19 protein-coding genes and 1 tRNA gene are annotated in these 25,703 nt (G+C 68.6%); 6 read left to right on the plus strand and 14 right to left on the minus strand.

The features are described from left to right. The first annotated feature begins 5 nt into the window (after positions 1–5). Positions 6–1,568, plus strand: a complete 1,563-nt coding sequence (locus ABQE89_RS09860) for an acyl-CoA carboxylase subunit beta (RefSeq protein ID WP_448416174.1) — start codon at positions 6–8, stop codon at positions 1,566–1,568. Positions 1,569–1,607: 39 nt separating this feature from the next. On the opposite strand, the gene ABQE89_RS09865 is transcribed toward ABQE89_RS09860, so the two are convergent. From ABQE89_RS09865 to pdxR, 9 genes are all read right to left on the minus strand, one after another. Continuing rightward, on the minus strand, positions 1,608–2,516 hold the full coding sequence (locus tag ABQE89_RS09865; RefSeq protein WP_448416132.1) for an MBL fold metallo-hydrolase: 909 nt from the start codon (positions 2,514–2,516) through the stop codon (positions 1,608–1,610). Positions 2,517–2,624: 108 nt separating this feature from the next. After that, entirely contained in the window at positions 2,625–5,813 is a 3,189-nt protein-coding gene (locus tag ABQE89_RS09870) for an arabinosyltransferase domain-containing protein (protein ID WP_448416133.1), read from the minus strand. After that, positions 5,810–9,100, minus strand: a complete 3,291-nt coding sequence (locus ABQE89_RS09875) for an arabinosyltransferase domain-containing protein (RefSeq protein ID WP_448416134.1) — start codon at positions 9,098–9,100, stop codon at positions 5,810–5,812. The genes ABQE89_RS09870 and ABQE89_RS09875 overlap by 4 nt, the downstream gene beginning before the upstream one ends. 24 nt (positions 9,101–9,124) lie before the next feature. Then, positions 9,125–12,361, minus strand: a complete 3,237-nt coding sequence (locus tag ABQE89_RS09880; protein ID WP_448416135.1) for an arabinosyltransferase domain-containing protein — start codon at positions 12,359–12,361, stop codon at positions 9,125–9,127. Continuing rightward, a complete protein-coding gene (locus ABQE89_RS09885; RefSeq protein WP_448416136.1) occupies positions 12,358–14,229 on the minus strand; it encodes a galactan 5-O-arabinofuranosyltransferase in 1,872 nt (623 codons plus the stop codon). Before ABQE89_RS09885 ends, ABQE89_RS09880 begins: the two co-directional genes overlap by 4 nt. Continuing rightward, complete coding sequence (locus ABQE89_RS09890; RefSeq protein ID WP_448416137.1) at positions 14,229–14,993, minus strand: decaprenylphospho-beta-D-erythro-pentofuranosid-2-ulose 2-reductase; 765 nt, start codon at positions 14,991–14,993, stop codon at positions 14,229–14,231. The genes ABQE89_RS09885 and ABQE89_RS09890 overlap by 1 nt, the downstream gene beginning before the upstream one ends. After that, a complete protein-coding gene (locus ABQE89_RS09895; RefSeq protein ID WP_448416138.1) occupies positions 14,994–16,376 on the minus strand; it encodes a decaprenylphosphoryl-beta-D-ribose oxidase in 1,383 nt (460 codons plus the stop codon). Positions 16,377–16,399: 23 nt separating this feature from the next. Further along, complete coding sequence (locus tag ABQE89_RS09900) at positions 16,400–16,822, minus strand: GtrA family protein (protein WP_448416139.1); 423 nt, start codon at positions 16,820–16,822, stop codon at positions 16,400–16,402. Between the two features lie 9 nt (positions 16,823–16,831). Continuing rightward, positions 16,832–18,250 (minus strand): MocR-like pyridoxine biosynthesis transcription factor PdxR, encoded by a 1,419-nt coding sequence (gene pdxR / locus ABQE89_RS09905; protein ID WP_448416140.1) that lies wholly within the window; start codon positions 18,248–18,250, stop codon positions 16,832–16,834. Between the two features lie 49 nt (positions 18,251–18,299). On the opposite strand from pdxR, the gene ABQE89_RS09910 reads away from it, so the two are divergent. Further along, positions 18,300–18,755 (plus strand): carboxymuconolactone decarboxylase family protein, encoded by a 456-nt coding sequence (locus ABQE89_RS09910; protein ID WP_448416141.1) that lies wholly within the window; start codon positions 18,300–18,302, stop codon positions 18,753–18,755. 11 nt (positions 18,756–18,766) lie between these two features. Next, a complete protein-coding gene (locus ABQE89_RS09915) occupies positions 18,767–19,225 on the plus strand; it encodes a carboxymuconolactone decarboxylase family protein (protein ID WP_448416142.1) in 459 nt (152 codons plus the stop codon). 66 nt (positions 19,226–19,291) lie between these two features. Here ABQE89_RS09915 and wzm read toward each other — a convergent pair whose 3' ends face one another. Genes wzm through ABQE89_RS09935 form a run of 4 tightly spaced genes read right to left on the minus strand, consistent with a single transcriptional unit; the run spans position 19,292 to position 22,331 of the window. After that, entirely contained in the window at positions 19,292–20,122 is an 831-nt protein-coding gene (gene wzm / locus ABQE89_RS09920) for a galactan export ABC transporter permease subunit Wzm/RfbD (RefSeq protein WP_448416143.1), read from the minus strand. After that, the gene (gene glfT1, locus ABQE89_RS09925; RefSeq protein ID WP_448416144.1) at positions 20,119–21,021 is read right to left on the minus strand and encodes a galactofuranosyltransferase GlfT1; all 903 of its coding nucleotides are present in this window, start codon (positions 21,019–21,021) and stop codon (positions 20,119–20,121) included. Before glfT1 ends, wzm begins: the two co-directional genes overlap by 4 nt. Further along, positions 21,018–21,812 carry a galactan export ABC transporter ATP-binding subunit Wzt/RfbE gene (wzt, locus tag ABQE89_RS09930; RefSeq protein WP_448416145.1) on the minus strand — a complete coding sequence of 265 codons (795 nt, stop codon included), beginning with the start codon at positions 21,810–21,812 and terminating at the stop codon, positions 21,018–21,020. Before wzt ends, glfT1 begins: the two co-directional genes overlap by 4 nt. 9 nt (positions 21,813–21,821) lie before the next feature. Next, positions 21,822–22,331 (minus strand): bacterial proteasome activator family protein, encoded by a 510-nt coding sequence (locus ABQE89_RS09935; RefSeq protein ID WP_448416146.1) that lies wholly within the window; start codon positions 22,329–22,331, stop codon positions 21,822–21,824. 372 nt (positions 22,332–22,703) lie between these two features. Between ABQE89_RS09935 and ABQE89_RS09940 the strand changes: the two genes are divergently transcribed. Continuing rightward, positions 22,704–23,900, plus strand: coding sequence for a cysteine desulfurase-like protein (locus tag ABQE89_RS09940; RefSeq protein ID WP_448416147.1), 1,197 nt, complete (start codon positions 22,704–22,706; stop codon positions 23,898–23,900). Between the two features lie 16 nt (positions 23,901–23,916). Here ABQE89_RS09940 and ABQE89_RS09945 read toward each other — a convergent pair whose 3' ends face one another. Further along, the gene (locus ABQE89_RS09945; RefSeq protein ID WP_448416148.1) at positions 23,917–24,900 is read right to left on the minus strand and encodes an NAD(P)H-quinone oxidoreductase; all 984 of its coding nucleotides are present in this window, start codon (positions 24,898–24,900) and stop codon (positions 23,917–23,919) included. Between the two features lie 78 nt (positions 24,901–24,978). On the opposite strand from ABQE89_RS09945, the gene ABQE89_RS09950 reads away from it, so the two are divergent. After that, positions 24,979–25,491 (plus strand): MarR family winged helix-turn-helix transcriptional regulator, encoded by a 513-nt coding sequence (locus ABQE89_RS09950; RefSeq protein ID WP_448416149.1) that lies wholly within the window; start codon positions 24,979–24,981, stop codon positions 25,489–25,491. Between the two features lie 18 nt (positions 25,492–25,509). After that, positions 25,510–25,599 (plus strand) — tRNA-Ser (locus ABQE89_RS09955). Positions 25,600–25,703: the final 104 nt, after the last annotated feature.

Consider the following 25,703-nt stretch of genomic DNA (forward strand, 5'->3'; position numbering starts at 1 on the left):
CCGAGATGTCGTCCGCCCCGCGCCCGAGGACCACCGCCGAGCTGCTGGCCGAGCTCCGCGAAAAGCTGGAGCAGGCGAAGGAACCCGGCGGTGAGAAGGCGATCGCCAAGCGGGCGAAGAAGGGCATTCCCAGCGCCCGTGAGCGGATCCACGCGTTGCTGGACCCGGGTAGCTTTCTGGAGATCGGCGCGCTGTGCAAGACCCCGGGCGACCCCAACGCGCTGTTCGGCGACGGTGTGGTCACCGGACACGGCAGGATCAACGGCAGGCCGGTCGGGGTGTTCAGCCACGACCAGACCGTCTTCCAGGGTTCGGTCGGCGAGATGTTCGGTCGCAAGGTCGCCAAGCTGATGGAGTGGGTGGCGATGGTCGGCTGCCCGATCATCGGCATCAACGACTCCGCGGGGGCGCGCATCCAGGACGCGGTCACCTCGCTGGCGTGGTACGCCGAACTCGGCCGTCGGCACGAATTGTTGCGCGGACTGGTTCCGGAGATTTCCATCATTCTCGGTAAATGCGCTGGCGGAGCGGTGTATTCACCGATCCAGACCGACCTGATCGTGGCCGTGCGCGATCAGGGCTACATGTTCGTCACCGGCCCGGACGTCATCAAGGACGTCACGGGTGAGGATGTGTCGCTCGACGAACTCGGCGGCGCCGACGCCCAGGCCCGCTACGGCAACATCCATCAGGTGGTCGAAGACGAGGCCGCGGCGTTCCAGTACGTCCGCGACTACCTGAGCTTCCTGCCTCCCAACACCTTCGACGATCCGCCGATTGTCAACCCTGGCCTGGAGTCCGAACTCACTCCGCACGACTACGAACTCGACTCGATCGTGCCGGACTCCGACAACATGGCCTACGACATGCAGGAGATCCTGCTGCGCATCTTCGACGACGGCGACGTCTTCGAGGTCGCCGAGCAGCAGGGCCCGGCGATCATCACCGCGTTCGCCCGGGTCGACGGCCGCCCCGTCGGGGTGATCGCCAACCAGCCGATGGTGCTGTCCGGGGCGATCGACAACGAGGCCTCCGACAAGGCCGCGCGGTTCATCCGGTTCTGCGACTCCTACAACCTGCCACTGGTTTTCGTCGTCGATACCCCGGGCTTCATGCCCGGTGTCGAACAGGAGAAGGGCGGCATCATCAAACGCGGCGGCCGGTTCCTCAATGCCGTCGTCGAGGCCGACGTGCCGAAGGTGACGATCACCATCCGCAAGTCCTACGGCGGTGCGTACGCGGTGATGGGATCCAAGCAATTGTCGGCCGACCTGAACTACGCCTGGCCGACCGCGCGCATCGCGGTGATCGGTGCCGAGGGGGCCGCGCAGCTGCTGATGAAGCGGTTCCCCGACCCCAATGCGCCTGAGGCCCAAGAGGTCAAGCGCCAGTTCATCGAGGGCTACAACCTCAACATGGCCACGCCGTGGATCGCCGCCGAGCGCGGGTTCATCGACGCGGTCATCCAGCCCCACGAGACGCGGCTGCTGCTGCGCAAATCGCTGAGGCTGTTGCGTGACAAGCAGATCGACCGCGTGCAACGCAAACACGGCCTGACGCCCATCTAAGCTCTCGGGTCACACCCGCGATGGTGGCGGCGTAGACCGTCAGATCGACGGGAAGTCCAGCCAGTCGTCGACCATGAAGGCATCCCCGCGGGCGACCACCGTCGCGCCGCCCGGTCCGGGATAGTGGGCGGGGATCACCGCGGCCCGCCGCCGCGACGCCTCGGTGAGCACCCGTTTACGCGACACCGCCGCCGCATCGAAATCCTCGTCCCAGGCGCACGGATCGTCGGGCCGGGCAATCTGGATGGGGCAGTGGGTCAGATCGCCGACGAACACCGCCGGCTTGCCCGCGTCCAGCCACACCACCGACGACCCGGGTGTGTGCCCCGGTGCCGGACGCAGCCACAGTCCGTCGCTGACCTGGTGGTCGCCCGACCACAACTCGACCTGGTCATCGACGGGAGACACGCTGTCGGCGAACACCGTTCGGACATGGTCCTGGTTCGACTGTTGCTCTTCGGTGTGCGGGGTCGACGCCTGCACCGGTCCGTCCGGCGCGAAGTGACGGTAGTCCGCCTCGGGCATCAGGTAACGCGCGTTCGGGAACGTCGGCACCCAACAGTCACCGTCGCGCTTGGTGTTCCAGCCGACGTGATCGAAGTGCAGATGGGTGTTGACGACCACGTCGACGGTGTCGGGATCGAAACCGGCGTCGCGAAGAGTGGTCAGAAAGCCGGTTTGGAGTTGATGTAATACGGCCATCCGCGGACGCGTCTTGTCGTTACCGGCGCCGGTGTCGACCAGAACGGTCAGCCCGTCGACCTCGATCACCCAGATCTGCATCGCGACACGCCAACCCGCCTCGGTCCAGAACGTCGGCGAGAACTCGTCGGTGTTCTCGCGCCAGGCCGCGGCGGGTGTGCGCGGAAGTATCCCCGTCGGCAGGTTGTCGACCTGCATCTCGACGACGCGGGTCAGTGTCGCGTTGCCGAGCCGGATCCGGTCCACCGGTTCAGACTAAGCGACCCCGACGCATCGACGAGGGTGCGCAAACTCGGTTGGCTGACCGGCGTGTCGCCCTCAAACACGCACGCTCGCGCCAAAGGGAGGGGAAGGTCAGGGCTTGATTCGAATGTGGCCGGGGGAGTAAAGCCCGCTGTGGGTGGTGCTGCCCAGCTCCAAGGTGGCCGGCGTGGCATCCGCGGCCTCGGGGGTCATTTCGAACCTGCGCAACGATCCCCAGTCACGGCCCCAGTCCTGCGACAGATAGGTCGCCATCACGTGCTGGCGCATCAGCAGGTCGGTGATGCCGAGCAGCCCGCCGTTCAGGCCGTCCTGCCAGGTGTCGGTGTCCTTGCGTTTGGCGTTGTAGTCCGGCGTGATGCGGAACTTCGGAATGTCGGTGACGCCGTTGGCGTGCAGCATCGGCTGTTGACACGGGAACGCGAGCCCGACCGCCCAGTCCATCAGCACCGGCTGCTCGGAGCCGACGTACTCCTGCACCGACCGCAACTCCGGCACCCGCGGGGGCGTGACCGCCAGCCAATCCCCGGGGGTCAGCGAAAGATCCTCGGCCACAACGCGGACCGCAATCGCGTCGGCGGGAATCTGGTCGCGCGGGAAGCGCAGGTTGCGCCACGACGGGATGGGCCCGAGGTCATAGGGCACCAGCCGGCCCGCCGCCACCGGCGCGCCGTCGGGACCGGGCAGGGCATATTCGAGTTCCACGGTCTGGCCCTCGGTCCTGCCGTTGAACACGCTGTCGCCGGTGATCGAGCCCGCGGCGGTGACGACGACCAGCGGATGGCCGTCGTCGGGCTCGGGCAGCCGGTACCACGCCGAGGTCAGCCGGCTCTGCTCCTGCGCCGCGCCTTCGATGTAACTGCCTGCCAGCGGCACGGTCTGCGGGTCCAGACCGTAGGGCAGCGGCACCGTCGACCCGTTCACCCCGGGCGTCTTGCGCTTGGTCGGTTGGTCCCAGTCGTAGTCGGTGCCCGGCATCGGCAGGTTCATCCGAATCGCCTCGGCGACAATCTTCTCCGGCACACCGTCGGGCGTGAAACCGGTCGGGTCCACCCCGCCCAGCGGGCCCAGCGGCCCGTAGTCGCCCGGCAGTGCGGTCAGGAAACCGTCGTTGGGGTCGGGCTCGACCAGTACGTCGTCGGCCAGACCGCAGCCGCCGGTTAACGCGCGCAGGTTCGCCGACGCGTTGGAGTAGGTCGGGTACTGGCGGACCACCCCGGCCAGCATCGACCCCACGAACACCAGCACCATGAACCCGGCGGCCACCGGGATGGGTGCCGCCGTCAGCGCGTGGGTGATGCGGCCCTGGCCGCTGGTGCGCGGGGCGAAGTGCAGCCACACCGCGTAGATCAGGGCCGCCGCGAACAGTGCGAAGAAGATCGTGCTGACCGTGATTCCGCCGATCGTCGGCATATCGTTGTTGAACGGGACGCCGTAGCTCGATACGTACCACCAGCCGTTGGTGGTCGCGAAGCACAACGCGAGCAGGAACAGCACCGCGGCCACCACCGCCATCCGGTTGCGCGACCACCGCAGCACCGCCGGCGAGACCAGCACCGTGGCCAGCGCCGCCATCGCCGCGCCCACCGCCGCGAACAACCCGAAGTGGTGCACCCACTTGGTCGGGGTGAACATCAGGAAGAACACCGTGCCGAACAGGATGCCGATCAGCCGCCACGCCGGCCCGCGCGCCACACCGGGAATCCGCTTGCGGCGCAACATGATGAACATCGCCACGAACAGTGACAGCGCGGTGATCAGGAACCCGAACCGGCGCGACAGCGAGCCGTCCACGGTCGGCAGGATCAGGTAGTAGTAGCGCAGATTTTCGGTGTACCACTCCTGGTTCGGGCCGATGTCGGTGCGAATCCGGGTGGCTTCCAACACCGTCGCGAACGTCTGGTCGGCGAACACCACGGTGAGCACGACGGTGCCGATGGCCAGCAGCGGCGCGACCAGCGGCCAGATCCCCACGAGGTGACGGCGGCTCACCAGGATCCGCAGCAGCGGGCGGCCGCCGGCCAGCAGCGCGGCGACGGCGATCAGCCCGGTGGGCTGGATGCCCAACGTGAACGCGGCCGTCACGACGGCCAACGCCGCAGGGGTCATTCGGCCCGAGATGATCGCCCGTTCGATGAGCACATAGGTGATCAGCGCGCCCACGGCGATGATCGGTTCGGGCCGCAGCCCGTTGTTGAACGGCATCCAGGCCGCCAGCAGCACCAGCCCCGCAGCCCACATCGCCGGCCTGCTGGACGCCACCGCGGGCCCCAACCGGGGCAGCACCTCCCGCGACAGCAGCAGCCAGCTGACCAACGCCGCGGCCAGCGACGGCAACCGGATCCAGATGCTGGCGTCGCTGACCGACGTCATCAGCGCCAGCAGGTTGTAGTACCAGCCGAACGGGTCCTCCGGGCTGCCGAACCAGCGGAAGTAGTTCGACATGTAGCCCGCATGCCCGGCCACCCGCGCCATCCCCAGGATGTAGCCGTCGTCGGAAGAGTTGGCGCCGACCACATACCAGAGCAGGAAGGCGCCGACGATCGTCGCGTCGGTGCCGTCGAACCGGCGCCACCGCGCGGGGATCAACCGCTGCATCCGGCGGCCGTCGAGCCGGTCCAGCCGCCACAGCGCGAGCACCGCGATCACGGTCGCAACGATCGCCAGCACCATCGCGGCGAACTTCAAAATCGTCGGTTGCGTGGTGAACCGGGTGTCGATCTGCGCGGACACCGAAAGTCCCGGTGGCGCAGGACCGGTCAGATCGGTGAACACGCCGACCACCTGGGGGCGCAGATTCGGGTCGGCGAATCCGGTCCGTTGTTCGGTGCCGTCGGGCTTGGTCAGCCCGACGAATGTCGCGAACGTGCCGTCCTCGGAGGAGGTGATCTCGATCCGCTCACATCCGGGTGCCTCGACTCGTGCCCGAGACACGCTGGCCACCACGACGTTTCGGTCGGTGATGTCGACGCGTTCGCTGGTGACGTGGACGAACAGCCCCTGCAGCGCGGCTTGCTTGCCGTCTTTGGGCGCCGTGCCGAACACCATGCCCCCGCGGGCCGGCATCGACCGGATCACCTCGCACGGCACCGTGGCCGACATGCTCACCGGGGTCAGCGAGATCAGCGGCGCGGTGACATTGCCGAGTTGACCGCCCTGCGGCCAGTTCACATTCGCGGTGGTCTGCGTCACCGGAAGCAGCGGGGTGGCGACCGAAAGCACGAAGCCGATCAGGCCCGCGATGGTGGCCACCCAGCGGGCGATCTTCACGTCACGTGTCATGGCAGCGCCCTGATCGGTCCGTTACGGCTCCAGCCGAACACCCGCGCCGTGCCCTGCTCGACGGCCGCGTCGGGGGCTTCATCGGCGGGCACCACGCGGTGGTAGCGCTCGATGGAGCCCCAGTCGCGGTACCAGTCGCCGCGCAGATAGGTCGGGACGGTGGAGGTGCGCAGCAACGCCTGGATGAACAGGAACGGCCCGCCGTCCTGGGCCGACTGCCACATGTTCGACGACGACACCACCTGCTTGAAGTTGGGCAGGACACGGTATTCGGGCAACTCGGCGACGCCGAGGTGCTGGGAGAACGGCCGCTGACACGGGAAGTTCGCGGCGGTGGCGATGTCCATCAGCACCGGGGTCTGCGAACCCAGGAACTGCTGCGCGGTCTGCAATACCGGCGCCCGCGGCGGGGTGAAGGCGAACCACTGGTCCTCGGACAGGTTGGGGTCGTCGGCGACGATACGCGCCACGTTGGCCTCCGGCGGCGCCCACGCCAGCGGGAAACGCAGGTTGCGCCAGGCCTTCTGGGGGAAGATGTCGATCGGCTGCACCTCACCGAGCGCCTGATAGCTGCCGTCCGGATGATGCACGCCCCACTGCAGTTTGAGCGACTGGCCGTAGTTGAACGAGCCGTCCTCCTCGTAGTACCAGATGGCGCCCGCGGCGGCGACGGTCACCAACGGGCGGTCGGGGGTGCGGGGCGGCAGTTGGTACCACGCCGAGGTCACCTTGGCGGCGACGGTGTTCTCGTCGTAGCTGCCCATCACCGGGGTGCGCGCCGGATCGAGCCCGAACGGAAGAAAGACGCGCGAGCCGTTGACGCCTTCCGGGCCGTAGCCGCCGCCGGTGCCCGCGGCGTAACCGATCCCGACGTTGGGTTCGTTCGGTGAGCCGTCGGAGTTGACCAAACCGGGGTTCGCGGTGACGGGTTCGGCCGGTTCCAGGGTGTCGCTGACCCCGTTGGGGTGGAAGCCGACGGGATCCGCACCGCCCAGCGGACCGTACTGGCCGAACCGCTGCCCCGGAACTGGCTGCAGCAGACCGGCATTGGTGTCGGGCTCGACGAGCACGTCGTCGGCCATCGCACAACTGGTGTCGGAAAGTCCGGACTTCAACGCCGAGAGGTTGGCCTTGGCGGTGGTGTAGACCGGATAGCGCTGCGCCGCGCCCTTGGCCATCGACCCGACCTCGAGCACCACCATCACCACCGCGACCACCAGCAGCGGGGTGGACGCCAGCGCCCGGTTGCGTCGGGTGTCGGCGACCTCGGTGTGGCCTGCGTAGTCCATCCGGAAGTGCAGCCAGCCGGCCAGCAGGCCGGTGGCGATCGATGCCACCAGCAGGATGACGAATACCGGAGCCGAGCCGAGCCCCGGTACCGGGACCACGGGTTGCTTGTCGAACCACGGCACACCGTAGTTGCCGACGTAGAACCAGCCGTTGATACCCGAAGTCGCCCAGGCCAATACGAACAACAGCGCGGTCACATACAGCGCGAGGTTGCGTCGGCTGTGCAGCCCGACCCGGGCGAACGCGAACGCCGCGACCGCACCCAGCGCGCCGGCCAGCCCCGCGAAGGCGCCGAACTGCACCGCCCACTTGGTCGGGGTGAAGGTCAGCAGCAGCAGGCCCACCGCCGCCGCGCCGATCAGCCGCCAGACCGGGCCGGTGCCCGCCCCCGGCACGCCACCGCGGCGCAGCATCACCGCGAGCAGCCCGAACAGGCACAGCAACAGCACCAGCACCGCGAAGCGGCGGGTCAACGAACCGTCGACGCTGTCCTCGACGGTGAGGAAGTAGTAGCGCAGGAAGTCCTGGTACCAGGCGATGGTGGGGCCGACGACGTATTTGATGCGCGCGGACTCGGCGACGGTGGCCAGCGTCTGGTCGCGGAACACGACCACGAAGATCAGCGCCGCCGAGGCGGCCAGCGCCGCGATCGGCGCCAGCAGGCCGTCGGCCGCGCGCCGGCGCACGATGATCCGGGCGATCGCCCGCGCACCGACCAGCAGCGGGGCCACCGCGATCAGGCCCTGCGGGGCGAGCGTCGCGCTGAACACCGCGACGATCACCGCCAGCGCCGCCGGCCACAACCGGCGGGTGCCGATCGCGTTCTCCACGAGCACCCAGGTCGCGACGGCGCCGAACGCGATCAACGGTTCCGGCCGCAACCCGTTGTTGAACGGCAGCCAGGCCGCCAGAAACACCGCCCCCGCGGTCCACATCGCGACGCGGTGGTCGGCCAGCCGCCTGCCCAGCCGGGGCAGCACCCAGCGGCTCAGCAGCAGCCAGGTGCCGATCGCGGCGACGGTGGCCAGGATGCGCATCCAGACGCTCGCGGTGCTGACCGCCGCGAACTGCGCCAGCACCGACTGGTACCAGTCGAAGGGCGCCTCGGTGGCGCCGAAGTACCGGTAGTAGTTGGCGGTGTAGCCGGCCTCGTCCGAGATGCGGGCGATGGTCAGGTTGTAGCCGTCGTCCGACGACAACGCCCCGATCAGATGCCACAGCAGCAGGGTCCCGACCACGCCGATGTCGGCCAGCCACGTCGCCGGGCGCACCCGCAGGAACCGCCGCCACGCACCGGCCACCCGCCTGCCCGCGCGCCGGTCGAGCGCGGCGAGCGCGACCACCGACGCCAGCACACAGGCGACGCCGAGCACCATCACGGCGAGCTTGAGCGGTGTCGGTGCGGAGATGAACCGGGTGTCGATGTCGATGTGCGCCCACAGTCCCTCTTGTGCGGCGACCTCGAGCTCGGTGAACACCCCGGCGACCTGGGGCTTCTTCTCGGCTTCCAGGGTGCCCGCGGCGCCGGGGATACCGACGAAGTCCGCCCCGACGTCGCCGGGGTTGGCCCAGATGTGCAGGGTGCTGCAGGCTCCGGCGTCGACGGCGGCGCGGGGCGCCACCGCGGCCACCGAGTCGCGAAACGCCACCACGACGACGTCCGCGGTGGCGCGGACGAACAGCCCGTTGCGGCTGGCGTCGATGCCGGCGGGCGGCACCGTCGAGACCACCAGGCCACCCTGGGCGGGCAGCGTGGCAACGGCCTGGCACGGAATCGAGATGTCGAGGGCCTGCGGGGCGCCCGAGACCAGGGGCGCGGTGATGTCGCTGACCAGCCCGTCCGGGCCGGGCGCCTGCGGCCACTGGATGGTCGCGGTGGTCTGGGTGACCGGCAGCAGCGGAACCAGCCCGCACAGCAACACCCCGGCGATGCCGGCGACGACGGCGATCAGGCGCGCGAAACGGTGAGTCCGCTGTTCGTCGTCGTCGGGTGGCACGAGGGTCGATGGTAGGCGACGGATCTAGTGGCGCAGCGGCGCCGGGCTCCACAGGCCGCTGCGCGTCGCGGTGCCGAGGTCCAGCCGGGCCGGTTCGGCGTCGCGGTAGTACGGCGTCAGCTGCTGCAGCTCGCCCCAGTCACGGAACCAGTCGTCCTTCAGATAACTGGGCACCACGGTGGCGCGCAGCAGCAGTTCGGTGATGCCCAGCGGCCCGCCGCCCAGGTTGTCCATCACCGGGGAGTTGGCCTCGGCGCCGAACCGGTCGGGCAGGATGCGCCACTTCGGCACCTCGATGACGCCGTGGCGGTGGTCGTAGGGCCGCTGGCACGGGAAGGCCAGCCCGACCAGCCAGTCCAACAGCACCGGGTCCTGCGAACCGACCACGTCCTGCAGCGTCTGCAGCTGCGGGACCCGCGGCGGGGTCACCGCGATCCAGTGCTGCGGGTTGAGGTCGTCGTCACTGGCCACCAACCGCACCTGGGTGGCGTCCTCGGGGATCGACGCCATCGGTGCGCGCAGGTTGCGCCATGCGGGTGCGGCGCCGACGTCGCCGAACTCCACCGCGCCGCCGGCCTGGTCGGTGGCGGCCTGTTCGTCGGTGGCCCACTGCACCACCACCTCGCCGGCGTCGAAGCGGCCGGCGGCGGCCACCACCAGCAGCGGTCCGCTCTGGTCGCGCGGGGGCAGTTGGTACCACGCCGAACGTAGCTGGGCGGGCTGCTGGGTACCGCTGCGCCAACTGCCCATCACCGGCGTGGCGGCCGGGTTGAGCCGGAACGGCAGCCGGGCGCGCGAACCGTTGACACCCGCGGCGGCGGTGGTGCCGCCCTCGGTGCCCGCCTCGCTCGCACCGTCCTCACCCTCGGGGGTGTCGGCGAAGTTCGTCGCCGTGCCCGGACCGCCCATCACCTCGTCGGCCGACAGGTCCGACGGCACGCCGTTGGGGTCGAAGCCCTCGTCGGTGACGGCGCCGAGCGCGTCGCCGACCGGTGCCGCGACCGGCTGCAGCATCCCCGCGTTGGCGTCCTGTTCGACCAGGACGTCTTCGGCCATGCCGCAGGTCTGGCCCGCCAGGGCGCCGAGGTTCGACTTGCCCACACTCCAGGCCGGGTACTGGCCGATCATCGCCAGGGTCAACGACACCACCTCGAACACCACCAGAGCCCAGGTGGCGATTGCCAACGGGGCCTGGGTGATTCGTTGCCAACGACGCGGCGGTCCCGGCGGCGCCTGGTCTCGCCCGGAGAAGTGGAACCACGCGGCGACCAGCAGCGCCACCATCGACAGCCCGAGCAGGAAGGTGGTGAAGCCGAACTTGTATTCCGGGAACGCGTTGGACCACGGCACCCCGAAGTTGGAGACATACCACCAGCCGTTGACGGTCGCGAACGACAACGCCGTCACGAACAGCACCGCGGCGGCGAACACCGCGCGGTTGCGGCGCGAGCGCATCGCGACGGCGGTGACCGCGACCGCGGCCAACGCGCCGAGCGATCCGGCCAACCCGGCGAACACGCCGAAGTGGTGGGTCCACTTGGTGGGGGTGAACATCAACGCCAGAAACGAGATCACGGTGATGCCGATAATGCGCCGGCTCGGCCCCAATGCGGTGCCGGGGATCCGGTACTTGCGCAGCGACATCGCCACCGAAACCGCAAGCGCCAGAAGCAGGGTCAGCACCGCGAACCGACGCGCCACCGAACCGTCCGGGCTGCTGGTGAACAGCCTCGAATAGCGGATGTGCTCGTCGAACCAGCTCAGGCTGGGGCCGACCGCCGACTTGAAGGTGCTGGCCTGCAGTTCGCCGATCAACGTCTGGTCGCGGAAGATCAGGATGATCGTCACCGTGCACGCCGCCAGGATCGGCGCCAGCAGGGCGAGGTAGCCGAACCGCGAAGTATGCGCGGCGACAATCGTTTTCAGCGGTCCCACGGCCACCAGCAGCGCGCCGATGGCCGCGATGCCGGTGGGGCCGGAGAACAACGTGAGCGCGCCGACGATGATGGCGACCGCCACCGGCAGCAGTCGGCTGGTGGCCACCCCGCGCTCCACCGAACACCAGGTCAGCAAGATGCCGAGCGCGATGATCGGCTCGGGGCGCAGCCCGTTGTTCAGCGGCAGCCAGAACACCAGGAAGAGCCCGGCCGCCGTCCACGCCGCCGCGGTGCTGGTCTTGACCGCATGCCCGAGGCGCGGGATCACTTCGCGGCTGATCAACCACCAGCAGGCCAGCGCCATCACCAGGGTGGGCAGCCGCATCCAGACGCTGTGGGTGCTGACGTGCGCCCACATCGCGAGCAGGTCGTAGTACCAGCCGAACGGCGCCTCCGGCGTGCCGAACCACCGGTAGTAGTTGGCCATGTAGCCGGCGTTCTCCGAAACCCTGGCCATCGTCAGGATGTAGCCGTCGTCGGCGGTGTTCGCGCCGACGAAGTGCCACCACACCAGGACCGCGGTGACCACCCCGTCCAGCGGTGTCAGCGACCACCAGCGCCGCGGTAGGAAGCGTTTGACCTTGCGCCCGTCGGCGGTGTCCAGGACGTGCAGGGCGCCCAGCGCGACGATCGTCATCGCGACGCCGACGAGCATCGTCAGCAGCTTGAGCAGCGTCGGGGAACTGCTGTAGCGAGTGTCGAGGGTGGCCGAGAACTGCAGGCCTGGTGGGGCGGGCCCGGACAGGTCGGTGAACACACCGACGATCTGCGGCCGGAAGTCGTAGCCGCTGCGTTCGCCCGACAGCGGTTCGTCGGCGTCGGCGGGTTCCTCACCCGGCCCGGGTTCGGCTGTCAGGCCGACGAATTCGCCGGTGACCCGGTCGGCGTGTGCGGTGAAGGTGAGCCGTTCGCAGGCCGGGCTGAGCACCTGGTCCAGTGGCGCGCTGACGACCGGGGTGTTGCGGACGATCACCAGCAGGTCGTTGTTGACGCGTTCGATGAGCAGCCCGCGGTCCACGGCCTTGGGCGCCTGCTTGGGCACTGTCGAGAGCAGCACGCTACGACCCTCGTTGCCGGGCCCGACCAGGCCGGCCGCGGCGCTGCACGGCACGGTGATGGTCAGGTCGGTGGCCACGTAGCCGATCAGCGGCGCGTCCACGCTCTGCAGCACGCCGTCCTGCGGCCAGTTGAGCTGCGCGGTGGTCTGGGTGACCGGAAGCAGCGGCGTGGCGATCGCGAGCACCGCGCCGACCAGACCCGCGATGATGGCGATCAGCCGCGCGGTCCGGTGGTTGGTCCCCACTTCCGCGCCAGATCGGGTCACGGGGCTTGATCGTAGTTGGGCAGCCGGATGGCCAGCACGAACGGTCCGATCTCGAAGACGTCGAAGCGCGGATCGTCGAACAGGGCCTCGTCGAGGGTGACGTGATAGCGGCGCACGTTGGGTTGGTTGGGATAGACGTCAGAGGCCAGCCGCAGCGTGTAGGAGTCGTCGGCACCGCGGCGCATCAGAAACACCGTCGGCGCCTCCCACGGCATCGCGTCGAGCGCGTCGACGAATCGGTCGGCGTCGGTGAGCGTCGCCCAACTCTCGATCTCGTCGGCGCGCTTGTCGAACTGCGCGAGCGGGTTGGCGTAGTGCGACGTCAGGCCCTGAAAGCCGTAGTAGGGGTAGTACGACAGGAAGCTGTAGTCCGCGGTGAGCACCACCGTCTGGTTGCGCTCCCGACCGGTCACGTCCCTGATCTTGGCGTCCACCTCGTGGTAGTACCGCTCGGCGCCGGGTGGCCTGCGGTCGGCGCGTTGGCCGTCGCCGTCGGTGTCGGTGTAGGCCACGACGATGTCGGAGCGCAGCACATCGGGGATGTCCTGGCTGAACGTCAGCGCCCCGAGGGTGCCGACGGTGGCGGCGACCGCGACGACACGGTTGGCGTTCTCCGCGCTGACCCGGGCCGCTGCGGCGCGGGCGACCTCGATGAAGCCGAACGCACCCGCCGCGGTCAGCAGCACCGTCAGCGTGGGTTGCAGCCGGAACGACAGCAGCGTGGTGCCGACCAGCGTGGTCAGCATCGACAACAGCGACCAGGCATAGACGGCCAGCACCGCGATGGTCAGCGCGCCGGCGCGCGTCGACGTGCGGGCGCGCCAGATCAGCCAGAGGGAGCCGAGCATGCACAGCGCGCCGAGCAGGGTGAACCGCAGCATCGGGAACTCGAAGTTCGCGCCGGCATCCGGCAGATAATGCTGTGCGGTTCCGGAGTCGGCCGGCTCACCGCCGATCGCGGCGATCAGCCACGGCGCCCAGCCGATCAGCGCGATCGCCCCCGAGATCGCCGCGATGACGACACCGCGCACGATCGGTTCGACGCTTCGGCGTGCGGCGGCCAAGACCAGCCCCATGATCGCCAACGTGAACGCGGCGTAGGCGAACAACAGCGTGTAGAACAGCCCGGCCACGCCGAGGAACAGCCCGGTGCCGACGACCGCGGCCCATCCGCCGCCGCGGGTGGCGCCCTTCAGCCCGGACCAGGCCAGCACGAACACCGGCGGCAGCAGCGCGGTGATGATGGCCGCATACGGTTCGGCGGGGGAGTACGCCAGCGTCGCCGCGGCGGTCACGGTGGCGACCACCAGCGCGTACTCGAAGCGGATCAGGGTGGCCCACAGCACGAACGCCAGCACCACGGCGACGGTGATCGAGATGATCGCCCACGGTTTGAACATCTCCCAGGCCGGCGTGCCGGTCAGGTCGGCCAGGCGGCCGCCGAGCCAGAACCAGCCGGGCGGATAGAACGGCGGTAGACCGTAGTAGGTCATATCGTGCAGGGCGGCGGTGTCGGTGAGCCTGGTCAGGTACTCGGTGCGGAACTGCTGGTCGACCGAGATCCCGTGCAGGTAAAGCTTCGTCGCACCGAGCGGCATGGCGAGGGTGACCACCGAGAACGCGGACAGGAACACCGTCGCACCGCCCCGGGCGACCAACCGCCTGCCGCGACGCCACAACCAACCCGAGGCCAACAGCCCCGCGAGACAACCGAATTGACCCGCCGTGGTCAGCGCGTGCAGTTGGTTCGACGAGTTGTACGCCGGCCACTCGACCCGCGAGATCGCGACCAGGGAGACGGCCGCGACGACCACCGCCACCGCAGCCGCCACCGACATCCGGCCGACGACGGCCAGTGCGCCACGCATCAGATGGGGAGCTTGCGGAAGATGGGCCGCGGAATGTGTCGCAACACCATCATCACGTAACGGAACGCCCCCGGCGCCCATACCAGTTCCTTGCCTTTGGCCGATGCCGACACCGCCAGGTCGGCGACGTATTCCTTGTCGACGGTCAGCGGAGCCTCCTTGACGTGCGCGCTCATCCTGGTGCGCACCTGGCCGGGCCTGATCACCAGCACCCGAACTCCGAACTCGCGCAACGCCTCCCCGAGTCCGAGGTAGAAGCCGTCCAGGCCGGCCTTGGTCGAACCGTAGACGAAGTTGGACCGCCGCACCCGTTCGCCCGCGGCCGAGCTCATCGCGATGATCCGGCCGAAGCCCTGCGCGCGCATCTTCTCGCCGAGCAGCACCCCGACCGAAACCGCGGCGGTGTAGTTGATCTGGGCGATCTGTACGGCCTTGCGCTGGTTCTGCCACAACTCCTCGGCGTCACCGAGCAGGCCGAACGCGACGATCGCCACGTCGATGTCGCCCCCGGCGCACGCGGCGTCGATCACCGCGGGGTGGCTGTCGATGTCCATGGCGTCGAAGTCGATCAGTTCGACCGATCGTGCCCCCGCGGCCTTCATCGCCGCCACGGCGTCGTCGCGGCCCGGATCGTCGGGCAGGGCGGCCAGCACGATGCGGGCGGGCGCGTCACGCAGATAGCGCTGGCAGATCGCCAACCCGATCTCGGAGGTGCCGCCGAGCAGCAGGATGGACTGGGGGTTACCCACCGCGTCGAACACCATTTACCATAACTCCAAGCGTCGGGCCATATCGGAGATGAACACCCCGTTCGGGTCGGCCTTGCGGCGCACGGCGATCCATTCGTCGATGCGCGGGTACATGGCATGGAAGGTCTCGGCGCTGGTGCGGGAGTCCTTGGCGGTGTAGAGCCTGCCACTGAACTCCAGTACCCGGCTGTCGAGCTGGTTGACGAACTCGCCCAGGCCGGCCTTGATCGGGAAGTCGACACAGACGTTCCAGCCCGGCATCGGAAAGCTCAGCGGCGCCTGGTTGCCCGGGCCGAACAGCTTGAACACGTTGAGGAACGAATAGTGCCCGGAGCGTTGAATGTCGACGATGATGCTCTTGAACTCGTCGACCGCCGCGGTCGGCACCACGAACTGGTACTGCAGGAAACCCGCGGGCCCGTACGCGCGGTTCCATTCACCGAACATGTCCAGCGGGTGGTAGAACTGCGTCAGGTTCTGCACCTTGCCGCGATAGGTGCCCGACTTGCGGTACCACAACTCGCCGATCGGGCCGAACGTGTACTTGTTGGCCAGACCGTTGGGGAACACGTCGGGCAGCGTGAGCAGTTGCGGCGCTTCGAATCTCAGTGGATCGCGTTGCAACTTCGGCGGCAGCTGGTCCAATCGCGCCAACGAACCGCGGGAGATCGCGGCGCGGCCCAGCTTCGGCGGCGCGCTGATCGCGTCGAACCAGGCGCTCGAATAGGTGTACTCGTCTTCGCTTCCGTCGCTGTGAAACGCGATGGTCTCGTCCAGCCCGGTGGTGACATCGCCGTCGGCGATGAAGTAGGCCGTCTCGGTCGGCGTCATCTCGACGGTGGCCCGCAGGATGATCCCGGTCAGCCCGTTGCCGCCGACGGTGGCCCAGAACAAGTCGGCCTCGGCGCCGTCGGGGGTGAGCCTGCGGATGGCGCCGTCGGCGGTCAGCAGGTCGATCGACCGCACGTGGTTGCCGAAGCTGCCCGCACTGTGGTGGTTCTTGCCGTGGATGTCGCAGGCGATGGCGCCGCCCACGGTGACCTGCCGGGTGCCGGGCAGCACCGGCACCCACAATCCGAACGGCAGCGCCGCCTTCATCAGGGTGTCGAGGCTGACGCCGGCATCGACATCGACGATGCGGGTCTCGGCGACGATCGAGTGGATGCGGTTCAGCGGGGTCATGTCGATGACCAGTCCGCCGCCGTTCTGGGCGTTGTCGCCGTAGGAGCGGCCCAGCCCGCGGGCGATGACGCCCCTGTTGGCGTGCCGTGGGCCCGCGTCGGCGACCTGCGCGACGGCCTTGGCGATGACCTCGGGATCCGGCGTCGACAACACCTGGGCGACGGTCGGGGCCGTGCGGCCCCAGCCGCTCAGCCGGGCAGTCGTCGTCGGAAACACCGTGACGAGGGTACCGACTCGGGCTATGGCGCAGCCCCGCGCAACCGGAAAATGACGGTGCGTTGCACCACGAAGTTGATCACCGTCGCGGTGCCCTGCGCGATCACGAACGCCACCGGCACCCGCCACGGCTTGTCCTCCCACGCCATGTAGAACGCGTAGTTGATGCCCACCTGTACGGCGTAGGTCAGCGCGTAGAGCACGCACACCGCGACGAAGCGCGCGGTGCTCGGTGGCGCCTGGAACGTCCAGCGCCGGTTGATCAGGTACGCGGTGGTGGTGCCGGCGACGAAGCCGATGGTCTTGGCCACGTTGACGTGCAGGCCGGCGAACAGCAGCGCCACGTAGAGCCCGAAGTCGACGACCGCGGACAACCCGCCGGTGACGACGAACCGCCACACCTGGGTGCCCAGGCTCAGCTGCGCGGGGGTGGCGGGCTCGGTCACCTCGGCAGCTTAACCACCGAGTCCGCTGGCGGTGAGCACGGCGCACAGCGCCTGCACCGCGGCGGGAAACGCATGCTCGGCCGGCGTTCCGAAGCCGACCACCAGGCCGTCGGGCGCGGGCACCTCGGCACCGGCGCGCGGATGCCGCATGAGCGAGAGCCCCTGCACCCGCACGTCGGCCTCGCCCGCGCGCTGGAGCACTTCGGGCTCGGCGCCGTCGGGCAGCGTCAGCAGCATGCTCAGGCCGGCGTCCATCCCCTTGATGCCGACGTCGAACGTCGACAGCGACTGGACCAGCAGATCGCGACGGCGCCGGTAGCGCATGCGCATGCGCCGAATGTGCTTGTCGTAGCTGCCGCTTGCGATGAACTCGGCCATCGTCAACTGGGCGATGCCGTCGACGTAGAACTGGGAGCCGCCCTGGGCGTCGATGACCGGGTCGACGAGGTCGCCCGGCAGCACCATCCACCCCAGCCGCAGCACCGGGGACAGGCTCTTGCTGACCGAGCCGAGGTAGGCCACCCGCTCGGGGCTCAGCGCCTGTAGTGCGCCGACCGGTAGCCGGTCGTAGCGCAGTTCGCCGTCGTAATCGTCGTCGATGACGTAGCCGCCGGTGCGCTGCGCCCACTCGATCACCGCGGTGCGCCGCGACGGGTGCAGCGACATCCCGTGCGGGTTGTGGTGTGCGGGGGTGAGCAGCACGGCGGGCACGTCGGTCCGGTCGAGATCGGCAACCACGGCGCCGTGCTCGTCGAGACCTATTGGCACAGTGGACATTCCCATCGCGGCCAGGGCGTCACGGAACAGGAACAAGCTGTACGCCTCGACCGCGATCGGTCGCTCGCCCGCGAACACCCGGCCCAGCAGTTCGACGGCATGCCGCACTCCGGCGCAGATGACGATGTTGTCGGCCGAGGTGCGCACACCGCGGGCCCGAGCGAGGTATTCGGCGAGCGCGTCCCGAAGTTCGGGGCGACCGCGGGGATCGCCCATGCGCAACGCCTCGGTCGGTGCCTGCGTGAGCGCCCGCCGGGTGGCAGCGGCCCACTCGTTGCGGGGGAATTCGGCCACATCTGGGCTGCCCGGCATCAGGTTGTGCCGGGGGGTGTCGGCGATCCCGCGGGTGCGCGCCGGTGGGGTGGCCGCGCCCGCGTTGACCACCCAGGTGCCCGCGCCCTGCCGCGACGCCAGCCAACCCTCGGCGACCAGTTCGGCATAGGCATCGGCGACGGTGTTGCGGGCCAATCCGAGGTCGGCGGCTAGGGTTCGCGACGGCGGCAGCATGGTGCCCGGCGCCAGCCGCCCGGAGCGCACCGCGTCGCGCAGGGCCGTCATGAGCAGCTCCCTCGCCCCGCGCACGCCGGGCGTGATCGCCTCTCGCAGGTCGAGGTGTAGATCGCGGCTTCCCGAAATGGCCCACGAAGTCATAGGTAAATTCAACCATGAATATGGGACTTTGCGGATTAGCGTGAATGGCATGACGCAGACCCTCGACGGCGGGCGGTTGAAGATCCACCGCACTTCGCCGGAGTTGTACGACGCGATGCTGGTGCTCACCAACGCGGCGGGCAAGGACATCGACCTCGAACTCGCCGAGCTGATCAAGGTCCGCGCCTCGCAACTCAACCACTGCGCGTTCTGCCTCGACATGCACACCCGCGACGCGCGCGCCCGCGGTGTGCGCACACAGAAGCTCGACGTGCTTGCGGCGTGGCGGGAAGCCGGCGAGGTGTTCGGTGAGCGGGACCGGGCTGCGCTGGCGCTCACCGAGGCCGTCACCGACCTGGACGGCGGCGTCTCCGACCCGGTCTATCGCCGTGCCGCCCAGGTGTTCTCCGAACGCGAGCTCGGCCAGATCATCGCGCTCGTCGTCACGGTCAACGCATGGAACCGCATCAACACCACCATCCGACTGCAACCCCCAACCCACTGATAGGAGTCGACATGACCACCACCGAAACCACCCGGCGCATCGACCTCAACCGCGTCTCACCCGAGGTGTACGAAGCGATGATCGCCCTGGACAAGGCGGCCCGCGCCGACCTCGACCCGGACCTGGCCGAGCTGATCAAGATCCGCGCGTCGCAGCTGAACCACTGCGCGTTCTGTGTGGACATGCACACCACCGATGCGCGCAAGCGCGGCATCAACGAGCAGAAGCTCACGCTGCTGCCCGCGTGGCAGGAGGCCGGTGACATCTACTCCGAGCAGGAGCAGGCGGCGCTGGCGCTGACCGAGGAGATGACCGACCTCACCCATCACCACGTCTCCGACGAGGTCTACGCCAGGGCCGCGGCGGCGTTCTCCGAGCGTGAGCTCGGCCAGGTGATCGCGATGGCGCTGACCATCAACGCCTGGAACCGCATCGGCGTGACGACCCGCCTGCAACCGCCGCGCCGCTAATACCGCGATTTCGGCGTGATTTCCTGCGATCACAGCGCAGGTTTTCACGCCCGAGTCGCCGGGAGACTAGACCCAGTACGGCACGCGGGCGCGGTACTGGCGCATCGCGAAGGCGGCGATCGTCCAGCCCACCACCGTCAGCGCCAGCACCACCAACCAGTGCCGCAACTCCTGGTCGGCGCCCAGCAGCGGGGCCCGCACGATGTCGAGGTAGTGCAGCAACGGGTTGAGCTCGATGATCTTGGTGTACGAACCGGCGCCCTGCTGCTGCAGGGTGGACTCGTTCCAGATGATCGGGGTCATGAAGAAGAGCAACTGCACCACGCTGGCCAGCAGCGGGCCGATGTCGCGGTAGCGGGTGGCCAGGATGCCGAAGCACAGCGACACCCAGATGCAGTTCAACACGATCAGCCCCAGCGCCGGGATCACCGCCAGGTCGGTCCACGTCCACGGCTTGGGGAAGATGATCGCGATGATCACGTAGATGACGATGTTGTGGGCGAACAGGATCATCTGCCGCCACACCAACCGGTAGACGTGCACCGACAGCGGTGTCGGAAGCTGTTTGATCAGGCCCTCGTTGGCGACAAACACCTCGGCGCCCTCGAGAATCGCCGCGCTGATCAGCGCCCACACGATCAGCCCCAGCGTGATGTAGGGCAGGTGCTCCTCGAGCGGCAGCTTGAACAGCTTCGAATACAGCAGGCCCATCGCGATGGCCGTGGCGCCGGTGGCGATGGTGATCCAGATCGGGCCCAGCACCGAACGGCGGTACCGCTGCTTGATGTCCTGCCAGCCCAGGTGCAACCACAGTTCACGCTTGCCGAAGCCGTCGACGAGGTCGCGCCACGCCTTGGCGAAAGTCTTCGAATGCGCGGTGGCGTCGGTGAACGTCACTGTGGCGGCCTCCCGAACCTCTCGTCACGGCCCAAGCGCCGCAACCGGATCCACTCCAAGAGCCCGGCGGGATCACGCCGGGACACCAAGAAGTACCAGACGAAGCGTGCCCACTCCTGAAACACCAGCCTGCGCAGTCCGGGCTGGGAGAGCAGAAAACCACGATTGCGGTAGGTGTAGAACCGCTTGGCCGCATCGTCGGGATACTGCGTGTGCATCCTGCCGCCGAGGATCGGCTTGAACTCGTCGCCACCCTGCGGGTGCAGGTACACCGCGTTCAGGCAGGTGCCGAACGGCAGACCGGAGCGGACCAGTCGACGGTGGAGTTCGGTCTCGTCGCCGCGCACGAACAACCGCAGATCCGGTACGCCGATCGCCTCCAGCGTCGACGCGCGAAACAGCGCGCCGTTGAACAGCGACGCGATGCCGGGCAGAAGGTCCTGGCCCGCGGCGGTACGCAACTCGTCGACCCGGCGTCGCCATTGCAGGCCGCGGCGCAGCGGAAACGCCAGTCGCGCAGGCTCGTTCATGTCGCACACCATCGGCGACACCTCGGCAAGGCCGTGTCTGTCCGCGCATGCCAGCAGCTGGGCCAGCACCTGCGCGTCGGCGGGGCGTCCGTCGTCGTCGGCCAACCACACCCACTCGGCGCCCCACGCCAGCGCATGCAGCATGCCCAGTGCGAAACCGCCCGCGCCACCGAGATTGCGCCGCGAGCCCAGATACGTCGTCGCGACGGGTTGGCCGGCCACCAGGTCGGCGACGCGGGAATCGTTGTCGTTGTCGACGACCACCAGGTGGTCGGGCGGGCGGCTTTGCGCCGACACCGCCTCCAATGACTTGGCGAGCTCGTCGCGACGCCGGTGGGTGACCACCACCGCGCAGACCGTGTCGGTCATGCCGAGCGGGTTTCCTCGAGGACTTCGCGCACATGCCGCGCCGCGTCCTCGCCCTCGTACGCGCGCACCACGTCCTCGATATCCCCCGTCTTCTTGACGGTGCCGTGGTCGATCCACATCGCGGTGTTGCACAGCCGCGCCAGAAACTCGTTGGAGTGGCTGGCGAACACCAGGATGCCCGACCGCGCGACGAGGTCCTGCAGCCGGACACGGGCCTTCTTCATGAAGTCGGCGTCGACGGCGCCGATGCCCTCGTCGAGCAGCAGGATCTCCGGGTCGATGCTGGTCACCACGCCCATCGCCAGCCGCACGCGCATGCCGGTGGAGTAGGTGCGCAACGGCATCGACAGGTAGTCACCGAGTTCGGTGAACTCCGCGATCTCGTCGACCTTGGCCATCATCTGCTTGCGCGACTGCCCGAGGAACAGCCCCCGGATGATGATGTTCTCGAAGCCGGAGATCTCGGGATCCATGCCGACGCCGAGGTCGAAGACCGGCGCCACCCGTCCGGTCACCGACGCGTGCCCACGGGTGGGTTCGTAGATTCCGGACAGCAGCCGCAGCAGCGTCGACTTGCCCGCGCCGTTGTGTCCGACGAGCCCGACCCGGTCGCCGAGTTTCAGCGACATGGTGACGTCGCGGAGCGCCTCGATCACCACGACGTTGGAGTCGTTGCGTCCGATCGCGCCACCGGCCTTGCCGAGGAACGCCTTCTTCAACGAGCGCGCCTTGGCGTCGAAGATGGGGAATTCCACCCACGCGTTGCGCGTCTCGATACGCGGAGCTACCACCGCCACCTACTACAGATACTGTCCGGTCCCATGCCCACCGCGCTGTCCCGGCGGCCCGGCGACACCGGGCGGTAGTGCGCCCTGGCGCATCTGCTCGAGCTGGTGGCGCGCCGCCATCTGCTGGGCGAACAGCGCCGTCTGGATGCCGTGGAACAACCCCTCGAGCCAACCGACCAACTGCGCCTGCGCGACCCGCAACTCGGCGTCGGAGGGGACGCCGTCGTCGGTGAACGGCAGCGTGAGCCGCTCGAGCTCCTCGCGCAGTTCGGGCGCCAGACCCTCCTCGAGTTCGCTGATGCTGGTCCGGTGGATGTCGCGCAGCCGGTTGCGGCTGGCCTCGTCGAGCGGGGCCGCCCGCACCTCTTCGAGCAGCTGCTTGATCATCGTGCCGATCCGCATCACTTTCGCGGGTTGCTCGACGAGGTCGGTCAGCGACTTGCCGTCCGCCTCCTCGTCGCCGGAGGAGGCGCGGTCGCTGCCGAGAATCTCGATGTTGTCGTCTTCGGGGTTGGTCGTCATTGCTCCAGCGTTCCCTCTACGTTCCCAAGCCAGTCATACATAGATGTGAGCCCATTCAGCGACACTAGTCCGTTGGTCGGGCCGGCCCCACGAAGAGCCGCCCGCAACACGGCGGGACGCCGGTGGCCCCACTGTGAGCAAACAACACCGACGATGCGCTGTGTGATTCCCAGCCGCGCCGCACGCGGCGATGGCGGAAACGGTGGTTGCTACGCCTATCACCAGCAACGACAACGCAATTAGCATTCCGCAGCCGAAGCTCACTGGACTAGTATGGCTGCCCAGGTTACCCAGTCTGGCACGGCGAGTACGGCCGCGAACCGGTCGAGCCGTGCCGAGGTGTGGATCACAAACGCTCGAAGGTGGGCTGGCATGGCATACGACGTCGCCCGGGTGCGCGGTCTGCACCCCTCCTTGGGCGACGGATGGGTGCACTTCGACGCCCAGCACGGCATGCTGCTGCCTGACACCGTCGCCAGGGCGGTATCGACGGCGTTCCGGGGGTCCATGCCCACGCCGGCCGGTCCGCACCCCTCCGCGCAACGCAGCGCCGCGGTGCTGGCCGCCGCCCGCCAGTCGGTGGCCGACATGGTCAACGCCGACCCCAGGGGCGTGGTGCTCGGCGCCGACCGTGCGGTGCTGTTGACCTCGCTGGCCGATTCGTCGTCCTCGCGCGTGGGACTCGGGTACGAGGTGGTGGTCACCCGCCTCGACGACGAGGCGAACATCGCCCCCTGGTTGCGCGCCGCCAATCGATATGGCGCGAAGGTGAAGTGGGCCGAGGTCGACATCGAGACCGGGGAGTTGCCGAGTTGGCAGTGGGAGAGCCTGATCACCAGGCCCACCAGGCTGGTCGCGATCACCTCGGCCTCCTCGACGCTGGGCACCCTGACCGATCTGCGCGCGGTCACCAAGCTGGCCCACGACATCGGAGCCCTGGTGGTCGTCGACCACTCCGCGGCGGCGCCCTACCAGCTGATCGACATCGACGAGATCGACGCCGACGTGGTCGCGCTCAACGCGGTCGCCTGGGGTGGGCCGCCGATCGGCGCGCTGGTGTTCCGGGACCCGTCGGTCATCGACACGTTCAGCTCGGTGTCGCTGAACCCGTACGCGACCGGGCCCGCGCGGCTGGAGGTGGGTAGCCACCAGTTCGGGCTGCTCGGCGGGGTGGTCGCCAGCGTCGAATACCTTGCCTCGCTTGACGAATCGGCCACCGGCACCAGGCGTGAGCGGCTCGCGGTGTCGATGCAGTCGGCGGCCTTGCACATGAACCGGGTGTTCGACTACCTGCTGGTCTCCCTGCGCTCGCTGTCCACGGTGATGGTCATCGGCAGGCCCGAGATGCGGGTTCCGGTACTGAGTTTCGCGGTCACCGACGTGCCCGCCGAACGGGTGGTGCAGCGACTGGCCGACAACGGGATCCTGGCGATCGCGAATGCCAGCTCACGGGTGCTCGACGTGATCGGCGTCAACGACATCGGCGGTGCGGTGACCGTCGGACTCGCGCACTACACCACGACCGCCGAGGTCGATCAGCTGGTGCGTGCACTGGCGTCGCTTGGCTGAGCGGGTCTGTCGTAGGTCAATCCGCCACGCGGAGAAGGATTTTCCCGGCCACCTCGCCCGAGGCGAGTAATTCGTGCGCCGCACCGGCCTGCTCGATGGGGAACTCGGCGCCGATGATCGGCCGCACCCTGCCGTCGGCGACCATCGGCCAGACCTTGTCGACCACCTCGGCAACGATCGCGCTCTTGCCCGACGGTCCGCTCGTCGGCCTGCCGCGCAGGGCGGTGGCGATGACACCGGCCCGCTTGGCCAGCAGCTTGCCGATGTTGAGTTCGGCTTTAACCCCGCCCTGCATGCCGATGATCACCAGTCGGCCGTCGGGAGCCAGGGCGTCGATGTTGCGCTCGAGATAGGCCGCGCCGATGATGTCGAGGATCGCGTCGGCGCCGGTCCCGCCGGACTCGGCACGAACCCGTTCGACGAAGTCTTCGTCGTGGTAGTTGATCGTGATCTCGGCGCCGAGTTCGGCGCACAGGTCCAGCTTGTTGCGGGACCCCGCGGTGGTGGCGACCCTGGCTCCGAGCGCGCGCATCACCTGGATCGCGTGCGTGCCGATGCCGCTCCCGCCGCCGTGGATCAGGACGAACTGGCCGGCCGAGACGTGGGCGGTCATCAACAGGTTCGACCACACCGTGCAGGCCACCTCGGGCAGTCCGGCGGCGTGGTGGAGGTCGACGGTGTCGGGGATCGGCATGACCTGACCGGCGGGGACGGCGACGAACTCGGCGTAGCCCCCGCCCGCGAGCAAAGCGCAGACCTCTTGCCCGACGGTCCAATTGCCGACGCCGGAACCGAGCGCGGCGACGGTGCCCGACACCTCCAGGCCGATGATTTCACTGGCCCCCGGCGGGGGTGGATAGCGGCCCGCCGCCTGGAGGAGATCGGCGCGGTTGACGCCCGCGGAGCTCACCTTGATGAGCAGCTCCCCGTCGCCGGGGGCGATATCTGGGATTTCTTGCCAGGTCAGTCGGCCTTCGGGGTTAGCCACAACCGCACGCATACCGACAACGCTACTATCCAGCGAAAACACTCTGGGCGTTCCGCCTCCAGCAATGTCGGCTCGATTTACTATTGCGGGATGGAGGGGATCATTGCCGGGCGTACCGCAAGCGATATGCCTGGATTAGACATCGCCGAGCAGAGGTCGTGGCAAAACTTCCTCGATTCGGCGTTGCGGTTATACGCGACCTTGAACAGGTCGCTGGTCGACGCTCATCATCTGACACTCAACGATGTGAGGCTGCTCGACATACTCGATAAATCCGCGACCGGTTCGGCGCGGATGGGGGATCTCGCAGACGCGCTGATGTCGTTGCCAAGTCGCGTCACCCGGCAGATTCGCCGGCTGGAGTTGCAGGGCCTGGTGCGGCGCGGCGCCAGCCCCGACGACGGCCGCGGGGTGCTGGCCAGCATCACCGACGAGGGCAAGGCCGCCGTGCACGAGGCGATGGCGACCTACGCGGAGGGGATCCGGGCGCACTTTCTGGGCCGGCTGTCTCGCCCGCAGATCGCGGCGATGGGCGAGAACTGCCGGCGCATCAGCGTCGCGCTCAAAACCGCGGCACCGCCCGCGAAACTGGGCCGGGTCTGAACCCGTACCCTTGTCGGCGGTGGCGTGGCAGAGCGGCCTAATGCACTCGCCTTGAAAGCGAGAGGTGTCTAACAGCACCCGGGGGTTCAAATCCCTCCGCCACCGCCAGGTTTTGAGCTGCGGATATGTAGTGACACCCCGGCGGTCTCGGTTTCCGGCGCCTCAGGCTCAGCCGAACTTTCCGTCATCAGGCCCGGCTCTTATCCGCGTTC

The organism is Mycolicibacterium sp. XJ1819 (genome assembly GCF_053483675.1).